Source organism: Rubrobacter marinus, from assembly GCF_011492965.1.
GTDB classification, from domain to species: Bacteria; Actinomycetota; Rubrobacteria; order Rubrobacterales; family Rubrobacteraceae; genus Rubrobacter_F; species Rubrobacter_F marinus.
Window position 1 is genome coordinate 574,831 of record NZ_CP045121.1, and the last position, 16,279, is coordinate 591,109.

The window sequence follows — 16,279 nt, forward strand, 5'->3', positions numbered from 1 at the left end:
CCCGGCGGAGCGCGTTCGGGGGGCGCCGCGTGGTCCCGACAGGGGCTCGTGTCCCATGCGGGGGCACGGGGCGCCCGGTATCTCCAAAGATCGCGCCGGCTACCCGACCCTCGTCGAGGTCGTCTCGTAGCCGCCCCCGCCGGGGTAGTGCCAGGCGCCGGTCAGGGTGTCGCCGTCGGCGCCGAACGTGCCCCTGTAGTACGCCGGGGAGCCTTTGCCTCCGGCCCAGATCGTGAGGGCGTCCCCCTCCATCTCGTAGACGTAGTCGAGGGTGTCGCCCGTGCTGGCGTAGAAGCGCGACCTTATCTCCTCGCTCGGCTCGGCACCGAACGGCTTCTCGTGCCCGATGATCTCGACGCCCTTGATCTCCTGCCCTTCGTGCTCGAGGTGGACGCGCTGAGTGAGAAAGAAGCCGCCCTCCATCCACTCGAACGTCACCCTCCCCCGTGCCTCCCCGGAGACCTCCCACGTGCCGACCAGCCTGTCCAGGCCCTTGAGGTCGGGATGGGGCTCGGGCGTCCGCCCGTGAGCTCGGGCGCCGGTACCGCCATCGTCCGCCATTACGTTCCCTCCTTCGGATGCTTGCCCGCGACGGTCTTCTCGAACAGCCGATCGGGCTCTCGACCGGCTACCTCACGACGCGGTACGTGAGGTGGGTCACCCCGGGGGCTTCTATCGCCCTCGTGCGTTCCAGCTCTATGGGCGTGGTCCCCAGGTTCTCGAACAACCGCACGCCCCCTCCGAGCAGCACGGGTACCAGGTCGACGTGTATCTCGTCGAGGAGCCCGGCCCTCAGGCACTGCTGCGCGATGCTCGCCGCACCCACCGCGACGTCCCCATCCCCCGCGACCGCTCTCGCCTTCTCGACGGCGCTCTCGACGCCGTCCGTGACGAACGTGAACGGAGAACCCTCGTAGACCCATTCCTCGGGGACGGTGTGGGTGACGACGAAGGTCGGCACGTCCAGGGGTGGGTTGCCGCCCCACCCGTTGGCGAGGTCGAAAGTCCTTCGCCCCGTCACGAACGCCCCCATCCTGCCGTGGGCCTCCCGGAGGAGCTCGGCGGTCTGCGGCGAGACCACGAACACCATCTCGGTCCCCGGCAACGCATACTCGGTGTCGCCGCCCGAGTACCACGCGAAGAGCCGCTCGCCGCCCTCACCAAGCGGCGACCCGGGACCATCGTTCGGTCCGGCGATAAAGCCGTCCAGCGACATCGTGAGCCCCACAGCGACCTTCCCCATGTTCTTTCTCCTCCCTGCGTTCTAGTCGCGAGCAGGTCCCTGCTGCAAGGTCCAGCCGTTGCCGTCGGGGTCGCTGAAGAAAGCGAACGAGTTCCACTCCCCGCCGCCCCCGGGTCGCCAGTCCCGCCCGTCGAAGTGCTGGACGGCGCTGATCTCGACCCCCCGCCCGAGCAGCTCCGCCCGGGCCGCCTCGACGTCGGCGACGACCAGTTGCAGGCCCTGGACGGAGCCCGGCGGCGTCTGCACGATCCCCGTTCCCACGGCTATCGAGCAGGCCGAGCCGGGGAGTGTTAGCTGCACGACGCGGAACTCATCGCTCGCCCGGTGGTCGACGTCCAACTCGAACCCGACGCCCTCTGTGTAGAAGGCCTTCGCGCGGTCCACGTCGGAGACGGGGATCGGGACGAGCTCCAGCTTCCATTCCACGGTGCACCTGCCCTCCGTTCTGTGGTCCGGCATCGTCTGCCCGGAGCATACGGCCATAGTCCCGTAAAGCAACGACGGAGTCTGGAAGAACAAGCCGGGGTAGAACACGCCTTCCGGAGAGAACCAGCCCGGAGAACCGCCGTTGCGTCGATCTTGCAGGAGACGAGGCCGCGAGAGGAGGGAGCCTCGCGTAACCCCCTTGCGGGGACGGTCTCTTACTCGTGCTGGCTCGAGCGCCGCGCGCCCTCGGCGAGCCGGACGGCCTCCTCCGCGGTCGGGGCCGTGGCCGTGAGGTGGCCCATCTTGCGCCCGGGCCGCGCCTCGGCCTTGCCGTAGAGGTGGAGGCTCACGCCGGGGTGGGCGAGGACCGCCGCCCAGTCCGGCTCCCCTCCCACCCAGAGGTCCCCGAGCAGGTTCGCCATCGCCGCGGGCCGGAGGGGCTGCGTGTCCCCCAGAGGGAGGCCGCACACGGCGCGCAACTGCTGCTCGAACTGCGAGGTGGCGGCGGCGTCGATCGTCCAGTGCCCGGAGTTGTGGGGCCGCGGCGCCACCTCGTTGACGAGCAGCCTCCCGTCCGCCCTCACAAAGAACTCCACGCACGCCGTCCCCACCAGGCCGAGCTCCTCGAAGACGCCGCGCGAGATCTCCACGGCCTCCCGCACCGTCTCTGGCGGCAGGCCCTGCGCCGGCACGACCGTGAGATCGAGGATGTGGTTGCGGTGCGTGTTCTGGACCACCCCGTAATGGGCGAACTCGCCGCCGACGCCGCGTGCGGCGACGACGGAGACCTCGCGCTCGAAGTCCACCCACTCCTCCAGCACCGCCTCGCCCCCGCCGAGGGCCTCCCACGCCCGCCCGGCCTCCTCCGGAGCGCCGATCCTCGTCTGGCCCTTGCCGTCGTAGCCGAAACCGGCGGTCTTGAGCACGGCGGGCGCCCCGATCTCCCGCAGCGCACCGTCGAGCTCCCCGCGAGATCGGACGGCGCGGAAGGTAGCGGTCGGAAAACCCGCCCCCCGCAGAAAAGTCTTCTCCCGCAGCCGGTGCTGGGTGGTCCCCAGCGCCGTCCTGCCCGGCCTCACGGGCACGAAGCCCTCCAGGGTCTCCACCACGGACGACGGGATGTTCTCGAACTCCAGCGTGACGACGTCGACGCCGCGCGCGAACCGTTCCACGGCGTCCAGGTCGTCGTAGGCGGCGGTCCACTCGCGGTCCGAGACCTGCCCCGTCGGGGAGCCCGAGTCCGGGGAGAAGGTCTGCATCCGGTAGCCCATGCGCCGGGCCGCGAGGGCGAGCATGCGCCCGAGCTGGCCGCTGCCGAGCACGCCGACCGTGGCGCCGGGGAGGATGGGGCCCTTCATCCCAGTGTCGCCTCGCGCACCCGCCGTGCCTGCTCTTCCCGGAACCGGCGCAGCCCCTCGCGCAGGTCCGGACGGGTCGTGGCGAGGATGGCGACCGCGAGGAGCGCCGCGTTCGTGGCCCCGGCCTTGCCGATGGCGAGCGTGCCGACCGGGACGCCTCCGGGCATCTGCGCGATCGAGAGGAGCGAGTCCATGCCCTTCAGCGCGCGGCTCTCCACCGGCACCCCCAAGACCGGCACGAGCGTCTGCGCGGCGACCATCCCCGGCAGGTGCGCAGCACCCCCCGCGCCCGCGATGATCACGACGAGGCCGCGCCCCTCCGCCTCGGCCGCGTAGCGGGCCATCTCCTCCGGCGTCCGGTGCGCCGAGACCACGCGTTTCTCGTGCGGCACGCCGAACCGCTCCAGCACCTCCACCGCGTGCCCCATCGTCTCCCAGTCCGACGTGCTCCCCATGATCACGCCGACGAGCGGCCCTCCCCCCTCGCCGGAGGCGGCGCGAGCCCTCGTGCCCTCCGCCCTCGCGGGGGGGCGCATAAACGTCTCCTCCGTGCTCACCTCACCCCTCCGTGCTCGATACGCCTGGCGAGACGCCGTCCTGCGGCCCCGTCGCCCTCGACGCGACACATCCTACCGACTTCTGCCGGGGCTGCTCCCGACGGCGGCGTTGGGCCGCGCCCTTTCGCGACAGGGAGACGGGCCACCGGTCGGTCCCGGTAGCCCGTCATGCGCCCCGCGCTCTCCTAGAGCCCGAGCTTCTCCTTCAGCGCCCGCCGGTCGAAGCCGATGATGACCTCACCGTCGATCACGGTGGTCGGCGTCGCCTGCGCGCCGAGCCCGACCAGCTCGTCCAGAAAACTCTGGTCCTCGGCGATGTTCTTCTCCGTGAACGCGACGCCGCTCTGGGACAGAAACTCTGTCTCCCGGTGGCAGGACCCTCACCCGGGCTGCGTGTAGACCACCACGTCTCTCTCGGCCATCTTCGTCTCCTCTCTCGTCGCCTGCGCCGCCTCGTGCGATGCACCGTCGCCGCGCCCCGTTGCGCTCTTCGGAGCAACCCATAGACGAGGCCGATCCTCAGCTCTGCTCGTGAGGGTCGATGATCATGGATACCCCGTACGCCGCGCGGCAACTCACCCGGTTGCGCGTACCGTGCGGCGAGGGAGGAGCCGTAAGCGCGTTGCTTCTCGCGCTAAAGATTTTGTCTCCTCCTGCCGACTATATATAGTGCGGCTCCGGTCCGTCGGGTGGAGCACGCGGGCAGCCGAAGAGAGTCAGAGAAGAACCGATGCCGGAGATCACGAGCCAGAGAGCGATGCCGACGGACGAGAACGAAGCGGAGCCCGGCGTCGGGTTCCGCTTCGGGGCGTCTCCCGACCCGACGAAGAACCTGCTTTCGCGGTTGCGCCGGGTCTTCTTGTTGTTCGCCGTCCTCATGGCCGTGCTCGCCGTGCCGCTGATCCTGCAAGCGAACGCCACGCCGCGGCTCCTCCAGGCGTCGGCCATCGCCGGGCTTCTCCTGTTGATCTCGTGGTGGATCCTGGGTTACAGGCGCGAGCGCTTCCCCGTCGCCTTCTCCCCCCTGGAGGGGTCGGTGGTCTTCGCGGTCGCCCTCGCCACCGGGGTGCCCCCGACGGCGCTGGGTTTGATCTACAGCAGCCTCATGTTCCGCTCGCTCTACGGGTCCTTGCGCAGCGTCGTCTTCTTGATGCTCCTTTACCTGGCGGCCTTTTTCGGGGCGGTGGCGGCCGCTTTCGGCTTCGACTACCTGGACCTGCCCCCGACGACCGCCCTGCCCGAGGTGCTGGGGCTGCCGCTGGTGGCGGTGATGTTCCACGTTCTGGCGACGACCGTCGCCGGCCGGGAGAGGGCGATGTCGCGGGAGAGGACGCTCAGGGAGAGCGCCGCGGCCCTCGTGGCGGCGCTGGACCGCGAAGGCGTCTACGGGGCCGCCCTCGACGGGGCACGCGCGCTCGTGCGGGACGTGCCGGGAACCCGCGTGTGCCTCGCGGTCGGCCCGCCGGAGAAGATGACCGTCTCGGCCGCCGTCGGCGAAGGCGCCGAGGAGACGGAGGGCGCCGAGGTAAACCTCCACGATCTCCCCGAACCCATCCGAGCCTCGCTCCTCGGGAGGAGACCCTCCGACGTCGCGCACGCCGGCCCCGGGATCTTGCCGGGGGTGAGGGAAGCCCTGAGCTTCGAGCCGAAGACCGGCTCCGCCTACCACGTGCCCCTGATCGTGCGGGACGAGTTCGGGGGGCTGCTCGTGGTCTCCAGCGACGCGGTCCTGCCCCGGGAGCTCAAGGATTCCGTGAACACCCTCGGTTCGCAGATCGCGCTGGCTCTGGAGAGCATCTCCCTCACCGAAGAGCTGTACCGGAGGAGGAGCGAGGGGCGCCTGCACACGCTCCTGCAGAACACCTCGGACCTCCTGACGGTGGTCGACGCCGAGGGCAGCGTGCTCTACGAGTCCCCGTCCGTCGAGCGGGTCCTCGGCTACAAGCCCGCCCACGTGACCGGCGCCGACGGCTTCGAGCACGTCCATCCGGACGACCTCGGGCTCGTGAGGCGCGCCCTCTCGGACGTCACGGGCGAGCCCGGTCCCACCCCGACGTTCGAGGTGCGCGTGCGGCACAGCGACGGCACCTGGCGCACGTTCGAGTCGGTGGGCAACAACCTGCTGCACGACCCCGACCTGCGCGGCATCGTTATAAACAGCCGCGACGTCACCGAGCGCAGGAACGCGGAGAAGAAGCTCACGGAGAGCGAGGCCAACCTCGCCGAAGCGCAGCGCATAGCCCGCCTGGGGAGCTGGGAGTACGAGCCGGGCGAAAACAGGGTCTCCTGGTCCGACGAGGCGTACCGCATCTTCGGTTTCGCGCCGCAGGAGTTCGTCCCCACGTTTCAGGACTTTTTCGACCGGATCCACCCCGACGATCGGGCGCTCATCCGGGAGAACATGGCGAGGATCTCCCGTGGCGAGGAGCTACGGGACGGCATCCGGTTTCGCGTGGTGCGGCCGGACGGCGAAGTTCGCCTCGTGCAAGGCCATCGCCACGCGGAGTTTGACGAAACGGGCGCGCTGATCAAGATGACCGGCACGATGCAGGACGTAACCGAGCGTAACCGGGCGGAGGAGGCCATGCGGGCCTCGGAGGCCGAGCTGCGCGCCCTCTTCGAGGCGATGAACGACCTGATGGTGGTCTTCGACGGGGAGGGACGCTGCCTCAAGATCGCGCCGACGGCCCGTTCGCTGTTGTACAGGCCGCCCGAGGAGATGCTCGGCAAGACGTTCCACGAGCTCTTCCCGAAGGAACAGGCCGACGCCTTCCAGCAGAGCGTCCGGCGCGCGCTCGAGGAACGGGAGCCGAACACCCTCGAGTACGACCTGCTCATAGGCGACCGGCAGCGCTGGTTCGAAGCTACCTTCTCCCCGATGCTCGAGGATAAGGTCTTCGCCGTTGCTCGCGACATCACCGAGCGCAAGAAGAGCGAGCGGGCGCTGCGCGAGAGCGAGTCCAGCCTCGCGGCGGCGCAGCGCATGGCCCGGGTCGGCAACTGGACCATCGAGGTGGAGGAGGACGAGATCCGCTGGTCCGACGAGATGTTCCGGATCTTCGGCTACGCGCCCCAGGAGTTCGTCGTGACGTACAAGAGGTTCGTCCGGATGGTCCATCCCGACGACAGGAGGCTCGTCCAGGGGTCCATCCGCGAGGCCCTGTACGGCGACGGACGGCGGCACAGCCTCGACTACCGGCTGCGCCGCCCGGACGGCGAGGTCCGCTCTCTGCACAGCCAGTACGAGGCCGTCCTCGGCGAGGACGGGCGGGCGCTCCGGCTCGTCGGCACCTCGCAGGACGTCACCGAGCGCAGGCGGGCCGAGGAGGAGCTGAGGGAGAGCGAGGAGCGCTACCGGGCCGTGATCGAGCAGGCCGGGGAGGGCATCTTCCTCTTCGACCCCTCGACCAAGCGCATCCTCGAGGCCAACCTCGCCTTTCAGCGCATGTTCGGCTACGCCGCAGAAGAGCTCGCGCGGATGAAGGTCTACGACCTGATCCCGGAGGACCCCGAGGGCGTCGACCGCAACGTCGCGCGCGCCGTGGAGAGCGGGCACCTGCTCGTCGGCGAGCGGGAGTACCGGCGCAAGGACGGCACGAGGATCGACGTGCTGGTGAGCGGGAGCGTGATCTCCTACAGCGGCAACCAGGTCGTCTGCTCGGTCATCCACGACGTGACGGAGCGCAAGCGGGCGGAGGAGGCGTTGCAGGAGAACCACGCCATCCTGCGGGGGGTGGCGGAGGGCAGCACCGACGCCATCTTCGTGAAGGACGGGGAGGGCCGCTACATCATGGTCAACTCCGCCTGCGCGGAGCTGTTCGGCATGCCCGTGGAGGAGGTGGTGGGCAGGCGCGACGGCGAGCTCTTCGCCCCCGACGCGGCGCGCCGCATCGCCGAGGACAACCGCAGGATTCTGGCCGCCGGCGAGACCCAGACCTACGAGGAGACCCTGACGTTCGCGGGCCGGAGGCGGACCTTTCTCACGACGAAGGGCGTTCGCCGGGACCACCGGGGGAAGATCGCCGGCATCTTCGGCGTCGCGCGCGACATCACCGAGCGCAAGCGCGCCGAGGAGCTGTTGCAGCAGCGCTCGGCCGCCATCGGCGCCTCCATCGACGGCATAGCCGTCCTCGACGAGAACGCGACCTTCACGTACGTCAACGATGCCTTCGCCGAGATCTACGGGTACGGCGACCCCGAACGGCTCGTCGGCAAGACCTGGGAGGCGTTGTACAGCGAGGAGCAGATCCACTGGTTCCAGGCCCATCTCGGGCCCACGCTTCGCGGGGAGGGCCACTGGCGCGGGGAGGCCGTCGGTAAGAGGCGCGATGGCAGCTCGTTCCCGCAGGAGATCTCCGTCACGACCGTGGCGGGGAGCGGCTTCGTCTGCGTCGTCCGCGACGTCACCGAGCGCAAGAGGATCGAGGAGGAGATTCGCCGCCTCAACGAAGACCTCGAGGAGAGGGTCGCCGAACGCACCGCCCAGCTCGAGGCGGCCGTGAGGGAGAGCGGGCGCGCCGCGGAGGCGCTCCGCGGCAGCGAGGCGCGCCTGAAGCAGAGCAACCGCGAGCTGCAGGACTTCGCCTACGTCGCCTCCCACGACCTGCAGGAGCCGCTGCGCAAGGTGCGCACCTTCGGCGACCGACTCAGGACGAAGTACGCCGCCGTCCTCGACGATCAGGGCCGCGACTACCTGGGGCGCATGCAGGGCTCCGCGACGCGCATGCAGGCCCTCATCGAGGACCTGCTCGCCCTCTCGCGCATCACCACCATGGCCCGCCCCTTCGCGCCGGTCGACCTCGGGGAGGTGGCGCGCGAGGTCCTCTCGGACCTGGAAACGCGCGTGGAGCGCAGCGGCGGGCGGGTGGAGGTCGGCGAGCTGCCCGTCGTCGAGGCCGACCGGGCGCAGATGCGCCAGCTCTTCCAGAACCTGATCGGCAACGCGCTGAAGTTCCACCGCCCCGGCGAGCCGCCCCTCGTCCGCGTCCGCGCGTCGTCGCCCGAAGAACGGGAGGCGGGCGAGCCCGGCGGGGAGGTCTACCGGATCCTCGTGGAAGACAACGGCATAGGCCTGGAGGAGGAGCACGCCGAGCGCATCTTCGCGCCGTTCGAGAGGCTGCACGGGCGGGGCTCGTACGAGGGGACGGGGATGGGGCTGGCGATCTGCCGCAGGGTGGTCGAGCGCCACGGAGGCGCGATATCCGCCCGGAGCGCCCCCGGGCGGGGCACTACCTTCGTCGTAACGCTGCCCGCGCAACAGCCCGAGCCGACCGGGAACGAAGACCGCGAGCAGGCCGGATCGGACCCCTTGACGCGCTAGCTGACACTGGAGACCGAAACCTCCGCAAAGACACCCCGAGCTTAGTGGGGAGCGCGGCCCCGGGTCGCAAGCTCGATGCGGGCATGACACGGGCTTCGTGCAAGACGAACCAGGTCTCCTGCAAGGCGGTACGTTCGAGCGCTGGCTCTGCGGGCGTCTCTCGGTGCGGGCCGGATCCTCGAAGAGAACCCCGCCGAAGGAGTCCGCCGGTTCATGCTTGCCGAGTTGTCGAGGTACGTCATCGGCTCCTGCTGGGGTGCGGTCCGTGGAGGCGTCGTGTAGGGTTCCGGCCCCCATGCATGTCCGAAACCCTACCGCTCTGGGCCCGTATCATGCATTATCGGGTTAGGTGGCTCGTGCCACCTTGACATGGTGGACGGGGTGGGAGGGTGCATTGATAGGAGAGACCGGCCGGCGAGCGCGTCAGGCGGTGGGGGAGCTCGCCGGGGACGAGCGTTTCGACAGGTTCGAGATCAACGCGCGCGACTTCCTCTCGGCGCGCGAGCGCGGCGGGACGACGGGCACGAGGATCGAGCAGTCGAGCGCGGCGCTCTCGGACGCGGCGGAGATCGTCAACCAGAGCTTCCCGGGGCAGTCGTCGTCGGGGCAGTACGTCAACGCGATCTCGCCGGTGGTGATCCCGAACCGCCAGTCGCTCTTCTGGCGGCTCCTGCCCCTGAGCCTGCTCCTGGTCTTCGTCCTGCTCGGCGTGGTCGCGACCGCCGCCCTCGGGACCTTGTCGGGTCCCGAGGGCGGCCTCGCGTTCGCGCTCTTCGGCCCGCACCTCTGGCTCCTACTCGTCGTCTTCGCGGTCTTCTCGTACCTCAGGCGCAGCATCGTGATGGTGCCGGACGGCTGCCGGGCGGTCATCACCCGCTTCGGGAAGCTGGAGGAGGTGGTCGGCGCCGGGAGGACGCTCCTGTTCAACCCGTGGAAGCAGGTCAGCTACATCGTCAACACCGCCAAGGAGTACCCGTACAACGCGCCCATAAGGGAGGCTCCGACGAGCGGGCGGGTGAACGCCTCGGTCGACCTGTTCCTGCAGTTCAGGATCGATGAGCCGGCGGAGTTTATCTTCACCGTCGGTGGGGTCAGGGGCTTCTCGGACAAGCTGGAGAACGCCATAAGCGAGGTGACGCGCGCCCTGATCTACGAGCAGCGCGCCGACGACATCTACGACCTCGTGGGGGAGAGCACGCAGAAGTTCCTGGACGGGCTGAACGAGCAGTTCCTGCCGGCGGTCCGCTTCACGAACGCGAACATCACGCACGCCGAGCCTTCGAGCCAGGAGTACCGGATGGACCTCGCCGCCCCCGAGATGGTGCGGGTCGCGAAGGAGGCCTACACCTACCAGTACGAGCTCAGGCTGCGCAAGGAGCAGGACGAGGGCGACCTGAACAAGGAGATGGCGGCCCTCAGGGAGACGCTCTCGGCCATAAGCGCGGAGATCGCGACCTACCAGGCCCAGATTGACACCGCCCGCGAGCGGGAGACGAACCGCGCCAACGCCCGGGCGCGCGAGCGGATGGTCGAGGCGGAGAGCTCGGCGAACGCGAACGCCGCGCTCCTGGAGGCGCAGGCCCTGGACATCCGGGCGGTGAGCAGCGCCGCCGCACCGGAGATCCTGGAGTACCGCTTCCAGCAGGACGTCCTGGAGCGGCTCGCGAACGTCGCCGAGAAGCTGCCGCAGGTCGTGCAGATAGGGAGGAACAACGGCGAGGAGATCGACTTCTTGCAGATCGCGCGGCGCATGATCGGCACGGGCGACGAGCCCCTGTTCACGCCGGGAGACTTGCAAGCCATCCGGGACCGCATGACGGAGATTCGGGCGCGCATCCGGGAGCGTTCTCGGGAGCTCGAACTCCTCTCCGCCGGTCCCGGCGCAGCCGCGGAGGACGACGGGGAGCCGCAGGAGCGCCTGGCGGCCGAGGAGGCGACGGCCGAGAGGGTCGAGGAGATCCGATTGTCCGTGACGGACGAGGCCGTGAGGGAGCGGGTGGAGCGGACGGTGCAGAGGGACGAGGGCCCCGGGTCGTTCGATACCGGGCACCGTAACGGCGGGGAGGAGGAATAGTGGAGGCTGCTCCGAGGGCTCACGAGTTCTCCAAGATCAAGGAGGTGGTGACCTCCTGGTCGGGCGTTCGCCAGTACTTGAGGGGCGGGGACGCCGGCCAGATCGTGCCGGTCGTCATCCCCAAGGACCGCCGCCGCTACGGGTGGCTGTTCATGCTCGGCATCGCGGTCTACCTCGTGGGCCTCGGCCTCTTCGCCGGGAACGCCGCGATCATGGCGCTCGCGATCCTCGTCGCGTTCGTGTTCCTCGCGCTCGCGCTGCTGTGGCTGTGGCGCGGCGCGATCGTGGAGATCGAGCAGGGGACGACCGGGGTGCTCTCGCGCTACGGGAGGATCGAGGGGACGCTCGCGCCGGGCCGCCACTACCTGTGGTGGCCGTGGGAGAAGGTCGAGTTCGTCGTGGACACGGCGACGGAGATCCCGTACCTCGCCCCCGTCGCCGTCTGCCCGACGCAGGAGAACGTCCCCCTCAAGGCTATCGAGTTTTTCCTGAAGTTCCGCATCGTGGACCCCGTCGCCTTTGTCCGCACGATCGGGGCCTCCAACTTCGACCTCGTGCTCTCCAGCGCGGTGCAGGACGCCATCCGCCAGCGCAGCCGCCAGGTCCGCACCGAGCGGGCCTACGACCTGCGCGGGAGCGACGTCGGGGACATGCAGGAGGGGCTGAACCGCCAGCTTACGGGCTACGGGGTGCGCATCCTCGGGGCGAACATCCCGGACGTGCAGCTCCCGGACCAGTACCAGGAGCACCTCGCCACGCGCGAGCGGGTAGCCAAGGAGCTCGCCGCCTACGAGCGCGAGTGGGAGCTGACGCGCAAGCAACGCATCGACACGCTCCTGATGGAGATAGAGCGCGCGAAGAAGGAGCGCGACGCCCGGCTTATCGAGGTCAAGGAGGCCCGCAACCGCGCCCGCCAGGACGTCGCCCGGATGCTGGAAGAGAAGGAGACGGAGGCCCAGCGGGTGCGCCTGGAGATAGAGACCCGAGGCCGCGCCGCGCTCCTGGAGGCCGAGAACGAGGCGACGGCGCTCCGCCACCTCGGCGAGACCCACCGCGACAACCGCGCCGTGGTCCAGTACGAGCTGGCGCGCCGCAGGGTCCGCGTCGGCGAGGAGCTCGCCCAGCACGCCCCGCGCCCGGTGCTCGTGCGCGGCGAGGCGAGCGGCGAGCAGTCGGCGCTCTCCACCCTGATCCTGGCCCGCCTCCTCCCCAACCTGACCCGGACGAACGGCTCCGCGTCCGGGGCCGCCACCGACGCCGTGCGCGCCTCGGCCCGCGAGCTTCTGGAGAACGGCGACGGGTAGCCGGAGAGGGTAGAGGGCGGCGCTACGCCCGCGAACGCGGCGCCGCCGTCGAGCCGCGCACGACGAGGCGCGTCGGCAGCAGGCTCGGGGACGAAACTTCTTCTTCGCGCAGGCGCGCCACGAGGGCCCTCCCCGCCCTCAAGCCCTTCTCCTCGTGGGGCTGGCGCACCGTCGTGAGGGGCGGCGTGGCGCGGGCGGCCTCGGGGACGTCGTCGAAGCCGACGACGGAGAGGTCGCCGGGGACGGAGAGGCCCATCCCCTCCGCCGCCTCCACCACCCCGAAGGCGAGCTGGTCGCTGAGGGCCAGGATCGCGGTCGGGCGCGGCTCGCGGGCGAGCAGGGCCTCCGTCGCGTCCTCTCCCACCTCCGGCAGGCTCATCGGGCACTCGTAGACGGGGACGTCGTCCCAGGATATGCCGCCCTCCGCGAGCGCCTCGGCGTAGCCCCGAAGCCTGGAGCTCGTCACCCCGTAGGTCGCGGCCCCCTGACGGCTCCGGTCCGCGAGCCCGCTCCGGACGTCAGGCGCGAGCGCGAAGGAGACGACCCCGAAGCGGCGGTGGCCGAGGCCGACGAGGTGCTCCGCGGCCTCCCGAGCCGCGGACCTGTCGTCGATGCCCACGAAGGGGAGGCCCTCGATCTCCGGCTGGTCCACGGTCACCGCCGGCACCCTCCGGCCGAGCGCCGCGCCGACCAGCGGGTCGTCCTCGGCCATCGAGTACACCACGAACCCGTCCACGACGGCGCCCCGGATCATCTCGGGGTCCCTCTCCGCCCCCGGCGCCCCGGAGAGGAGCAGGAGGCCGAGCCCCGCCTCCTCGGTGGCGACCGAGAACCCCCTCAGAAACAGCACCTCGGCCGGGTCCGCAAAAGCGTGCGACAACCGGTCCTCGTAGAGCACCCCGATCGCCCCCGCCCTCCTCCGCCTCAAGCCGCGCGCCAGCGGGTCCGGACCCGCGTAGCCGAGCCTCTCGGCCGCCTCGAACACCCGCTCCCGCAGCCCCGCCGAGAGCTGGTCCGGCCGGTTGTACGCGTTCGACACCGTCGCCGGGGAGACCCCGAGCTCCGCCGCGACCTCCCTCAGCGTCGCCCGACGCCCCTGCGCCCCCGATGGCCCGCCTTTGACATCCACGCCCCGCAAGGTAACATACTTAAACGGTTTAGCTAAACCGTTTAAGAGATGGAAGCGGCGCCGCCGGGGCCGTATCACCGCCGGGAGGAGGCGAGCTTGGGCCGGAGCAGGGGAGACGTACCGCGCGGCGGAGCCTGTCCCGTATCCCCTCGCCGACGGTTCTCGGGGGTCGCGGCGGGCCGGGCGCTGGCGGGGCTCGTTTGAGCGTCGGGGGGGAGAAGAGGGATTATCGGGGTTGGGCTCTCGCCCTGCTGTGCGCGGCGCAGTTTGTCGACGTGCTCGACGTGAACGTCGTGATCGTGGCGCTCCCCTCGATCGGGCGCGACCTCGGCTTCTCTCAGGGGGACCTGCAGTGGGTCGTGACGGCCTACGTGCTCTTCTTCGCGGGCTTTCTCTTGCTCGCCGGGAGGATGGCGGACCTCTTCGGGAGGCGGCGGATGTTCGTCGTCGGGATGTCGTTGTTCGCCTCGGCCTCGCTGGTGTGTGGGTTCGCGGGCTCTCCCCTGGTGCTCGTCGTCGCCCGGGCGGCGCAGGGGTTGGGCGCCGCGATCACGGCTCCGGCGGCGCTCTCCATAATCACCGGGCTCTACGACGAGGGCCCGCTGCGAAACCGCGCGCTGGCCGTGTGGACGGCGGTCGCCGCCGGCGGGGGCGCCGCGGGCCTCGTCCTGGGCGGCCTCCTCACCGACGGCCTCGGGTGGGAGTGGGCCTTCTTCGTCAACGTCCCCGTTGGGATCTCCGCCGTCGCGCTCGCTCCCCTGCTCCTCCCCGGCGATCGGGGCGCCGCTACCACGCGCCGCCTCGGCGCACCCGGCGCGGTCGTGGCGACGGGCGGGCTCGTGCTGCTGGTCTATGGGCTCACGCGGGTCGAGGAGGAGGGCGTGGGCTCGCCGCTCACGCTCGGGGTGCTGGCCCTCGCCGCCGCGCTGGTCCCGGCCTTCGTGCTCGTGGAGCGCCGGGTCGCGGACCCGCTGGTCCCGTTGGAGACCTTCCGCGTGCGCAACCTCGTCGGCGCGAACCTCGTCGCCTTCGTCAACACGGCCACGAGCAGCCCCACCGGCGTCTTGCTCGCCCTGTACCTGCAAGGGGTGCTGGGCAGGTCTTCGACCTTCACCGGGCTGGTGTTCCTGCCGTTCAGCGTCGCCGTCATCCTCGGTTCCTTTGCCGGGTCCCGGCTCGTCGACCGGCTGGGGGCGAGGTTCTCGGCGGCTTCGGGCCTCCTGGTCATGGCCGTCTCGTCGCTCGTCTCCGCCGGGATCTCGGCCGGCGGTGGTGTAGGGTACGTGCTGGGGGGCTCCGTCCTCGGCGGCCTCGGGCTCGGGTGCTCCGCGGTCGCGGCGACGGCGGCGGGGACCGCGGTCCTGGGCAGGGGGGAGCAGGGCCTCGCCTCCGGGCTCCTGAACACCGCCGCTCAGGTCGGCACGGCGCTCGGCGTGGCGGCGCTCGTCACGCTCGCCGTCGCCCGGGCCGGCGCGCTGGCCGGCGATGGTCCGGCGACGGCCGCGGCGATCGTCGAGGGGTACAGGTGGGCGTTCTACGCCTCGTCCGGGCTGGCCGTACTCGGCGCGCTCGTCGCAGTCTTCGTGGTAAACGAGAGAAAGGGAGAGGCTTGAGGCAGGGCTCGATTCCGGGGAGCCACGCGCCCCCCCTGCGCGCGGCGCGTCTGGCGGTGCTCGCGATCTTTTTTCTGAACGGCTTCGCCTTCGCGAGCTTCGTCGTCAGGATACCGGCGGTGCAGGAGAAGCTCGCCCTGGGCGAGGGCCTGCTCGGGCTGGCGCTCCTCGGGGTCTCCCTGGGTTCGCTGTCTTCCATGCCGATCACGGGCTGGCTCGTCTCGCGCTTCGGGAGCAGACCCCTCGTCGGGATCTTCGCGCTCCTCTTCCCCCTGGCGCTGGTGCTGGCGGCGCTCGCGCCCGTGCTCGCGGCCCTCGTCGCGGCCTTCGTCCTCGTCGGGGCGACGGGCGGCCTGCTGGACGTCTCGATGAACGCCCACGCCTCGACGGTCGAGAAGGGGTACGGACGCAGGATCATGTCCACCTTCCACGCCGCCTTCAGCTTCGGGGGGCTGGCGGGCGCGGCGAGCGGCGGGCTCGTCGCCTCCCTGGGGATAGGGGTCGTGCCCCACATCCTCGGGGTCGCGGCGCTCTCGGTGTTCGCGGCCGTCTTCGTCTACGCCTCGCTCCTGCCGGCGGGAGCGGACAGGGGAGAGCCCGGCGACCCCGCCTTCGCCCGCCCGACGAGGGCCCTCGTCGGGCTCGGCGTCATCTCGTTCTGCGTGCTGCTCGGGGAGGGGGCGATGGCCGACTGGAGCGCGGTCTACCTGAGCTCGGTCCTCTCGACCGGGCCCGGGCTCGCCGCCGCGGGGTACGCGGCGTTCTCCCTGACGATGGCAACGGGGCGCCTCTTCGGGGACCGCCTCGCCGACGCCGTCGGGCCCACGGCGCTCGTGCGTCTCGGCGGGACCGTCGCCGCCGCGGGCCTCGCCTTCGGCCTCGTCGTCGCGACCCCCGCCGCGGCGCTCGTCGGGTTCGCCGGGGTGGGGCTTGGGCTCTCCGTGATCTTCCCGACCGCCCTGGGCGCTGCGGGACGCGCACAGGGCGGCGCCGGCCCCGCCATAGCCGCCGTCTCGACCGCCGGGTACTTCGGCTTCCTCGTGGGGCCGCCGACCATCGGCTTCGTCGCCGAGGGGACGAGCCTGGGCTCCGCGCTCTTCCTCGTCGTCGCCCTGTGCGCGGCGGTCGCCGTGCTGGCCGGCGCGGTCGGACGGGCCGCGCGGAAGGGCGCCTAGAGCGCCGTGCCCCCCGGAGCGAAGCCGTGACGGTCTCTGCAGGGCCGGAGGGAAGGCCGGCTCCGTCGCAGGAACGTTGG

At 70.9% G+C, this 16,279-nt stretch carries 12 protein-coding genes; 5 read left to right on the forward strand and 7 right to left on the reverse strand.

The features are described 5' to 3' along the window. Positions 1-99: 99 nt before the first annotated feature. The 6 genes from GBA65_RS02935 to GBA65_RS24945 all read right to left on the reverse strand — a co-directional run bounded on the left by GBA65_RS02935 (position 100) and on the right by GBA65_RS24945 (position 3,937). The gene (locus GBA65_RS02935; protein WP_166395299.1) at positions 100-561 is read right to left on the reverse strand and encodes a hypothetical protein; all 462 of its coding nucleotides are present in this window, start codon (positions 559-561) and stop codon (positions 100-102) included. A 67-nt stretch (positions 562-628) separates the two neighbouring features. Beyond that, positions 629-1,243, reverse strand: a complete 615-nt coding sequence (locus tag GBA65_RS02940; RefSeq protein WP_166395300.1) for a dihydrofolate reductase family protein — start codon at positions 1,241-1,243, stop codon at positions 629-631. A 21-nt stretch (positions 1,244-1,264) separates the two neighbouring features. After that, positions 1,265-1,669: a VOC family protein gene (locus GBA65_RS02945; protein WP_166395301.1), complete on the reverse strand. Its 405-nt coding sequence runs from the start codon at positions 1,667-1,669 to the stop codon at positions 1,265-1,267. A 215-nt stretch (positions 1,670-1,884) separates the two neighbouring features. Next, positions 1,885-3,027: a 5-(carboxyamino)imidazole ribonucleotide synthase gene (locus GBA65_RS02950; RefSeq protein WP_166395302.1), complete on the reverse strand. Its 1,143-nt coding sequence runs from the start codon at positions 3,025-3,027 to the stop codon at positions 1,885-1,887. Next, positions 3,024-3,482: a 5-(carboxyamino)imidazole ribonucleotide mutase gene (gene purE, locus GBA65_RS02955; protein ID WP_228281850.1), complete on the reverse strand. Its 459-nt coding sequence runs from the start codon at positions 3,480-3,482 to the stop codon at positions 3,024-3,026. The genes GBA65_RS02950 and purE overlap by 4 nt, the downstream gene beginning before the upstream one ends. A 287-nt stretch (positions 3,483-3,769) precedes the next feature. Then, on the reverse strand, positions 3,770-3,937 hold the full coding sequence (locus GBA65_RS24945; protein WP_166398308.1) for a glutaredoxin family protein: 168 nt from the start codon (positions 3,935-3,937) through the stop codon (positions 3,770-3,772). Positions 3,938-4,314: 377 nt separating this feature from the next. On the opposite strand from GBA65_RS24945, the gene GBA65_RS02965 reads away from it, so the two are divergent. The 3 genes from GBA65_RS02965 (at position 4,315) to GBA65_RS02975 (ending at position 12,282) form a co-directional block, all read left to right on the forward strand. Beyond that, positions 4,315-8,904 carry a PAS domain S-box protein gene (locus GBA65_RS02965; protein WP_166395303.1) on the forward strand — a complete coding sequence of 1,530 codons (4,590 nt, stop codon included), beginning with the start codon at positions 4,315-4,317 and terminating at the stop codon, positions 8,902-8,904. Positions 8,905-9,298: 394 nt separating this feature from the next. After that, positions 9,299-10,978, forward strand: a complete 1,680-nt coding sequence (locus GBA65_RS02970) for an SPFH domain-containing protein (protein ID WP_207956108.1) — start codon at positions 9,299-9,301, stop codon at positions 10,976-10,978. Next, positions 10,978-12,282, forward strand: coding sequence for an SPFH domain-containing protein (locus GBA65_RS02975; RefSeq protein ID WP_166395304.1), 1,305 nt, complete (start codon positions 10,978-10,980; stop codon positions 12,280-12,282). The genes GBA65_RS02970 and GBA65_RS02975 overlap by 1 nt, the downstream gene beginning before the upstream one ends. 22 nt (positions 12,283-12,304) lie before the next feature. Here GBA65_RS02975 and GBA65_RS02980 read toward each other — a convergent pair whose 3' ends face one another. Beyond that, positions 12,305-13,411 carry a LacI family DNA-binding transcriptional regulator gene (locus GBA65_RS02980; protein WP_166395305.1) on the reverse strand — a complete coding sequence of 369 codons (1,107 nt, stop codon included), beginning with the start codon at positions 13,409-13,411 and terminating at the stop codon, positions 12,305-12,307. Positions 13,412-13,611: 200 nt separating this feature from the next. Between GBA65_RS02980 and GBA65_RS02985 the strand changes: the two genes are divergently transcribed. Both GBA65_RS02985 and GBA65_RS02990 read left to right on the forward strand, forming a co-directional pair. Beyond that, the gene (locus tag GBA65_RS02985; RefSeq protein WP_166395306.1) at positions 13,612-15,024 is read left to right on the forward strand and encodes an MFS transporter; all 1,413 of its coding nucleotides are present in this window, start codon (positions 13,612-13,614) and stop codon (positions 15,022-15,024) included. Further along, complete coding sequence (locus tag GBA65_RS02990; protein ID WP_166395307.1) at positions 15,021-16,199, forward strand: MFS transporter; 1,179 nt, start codon at positions 15,021-15,023, stop codon at positions 16,197-16,199. Before GBA65_RS02985 ends, GBA65_RS02990 begins: the two co-directional genes overlap by 4 nt. Positions 16,200-16,279 lie beyond the last annotated feature (80 nt).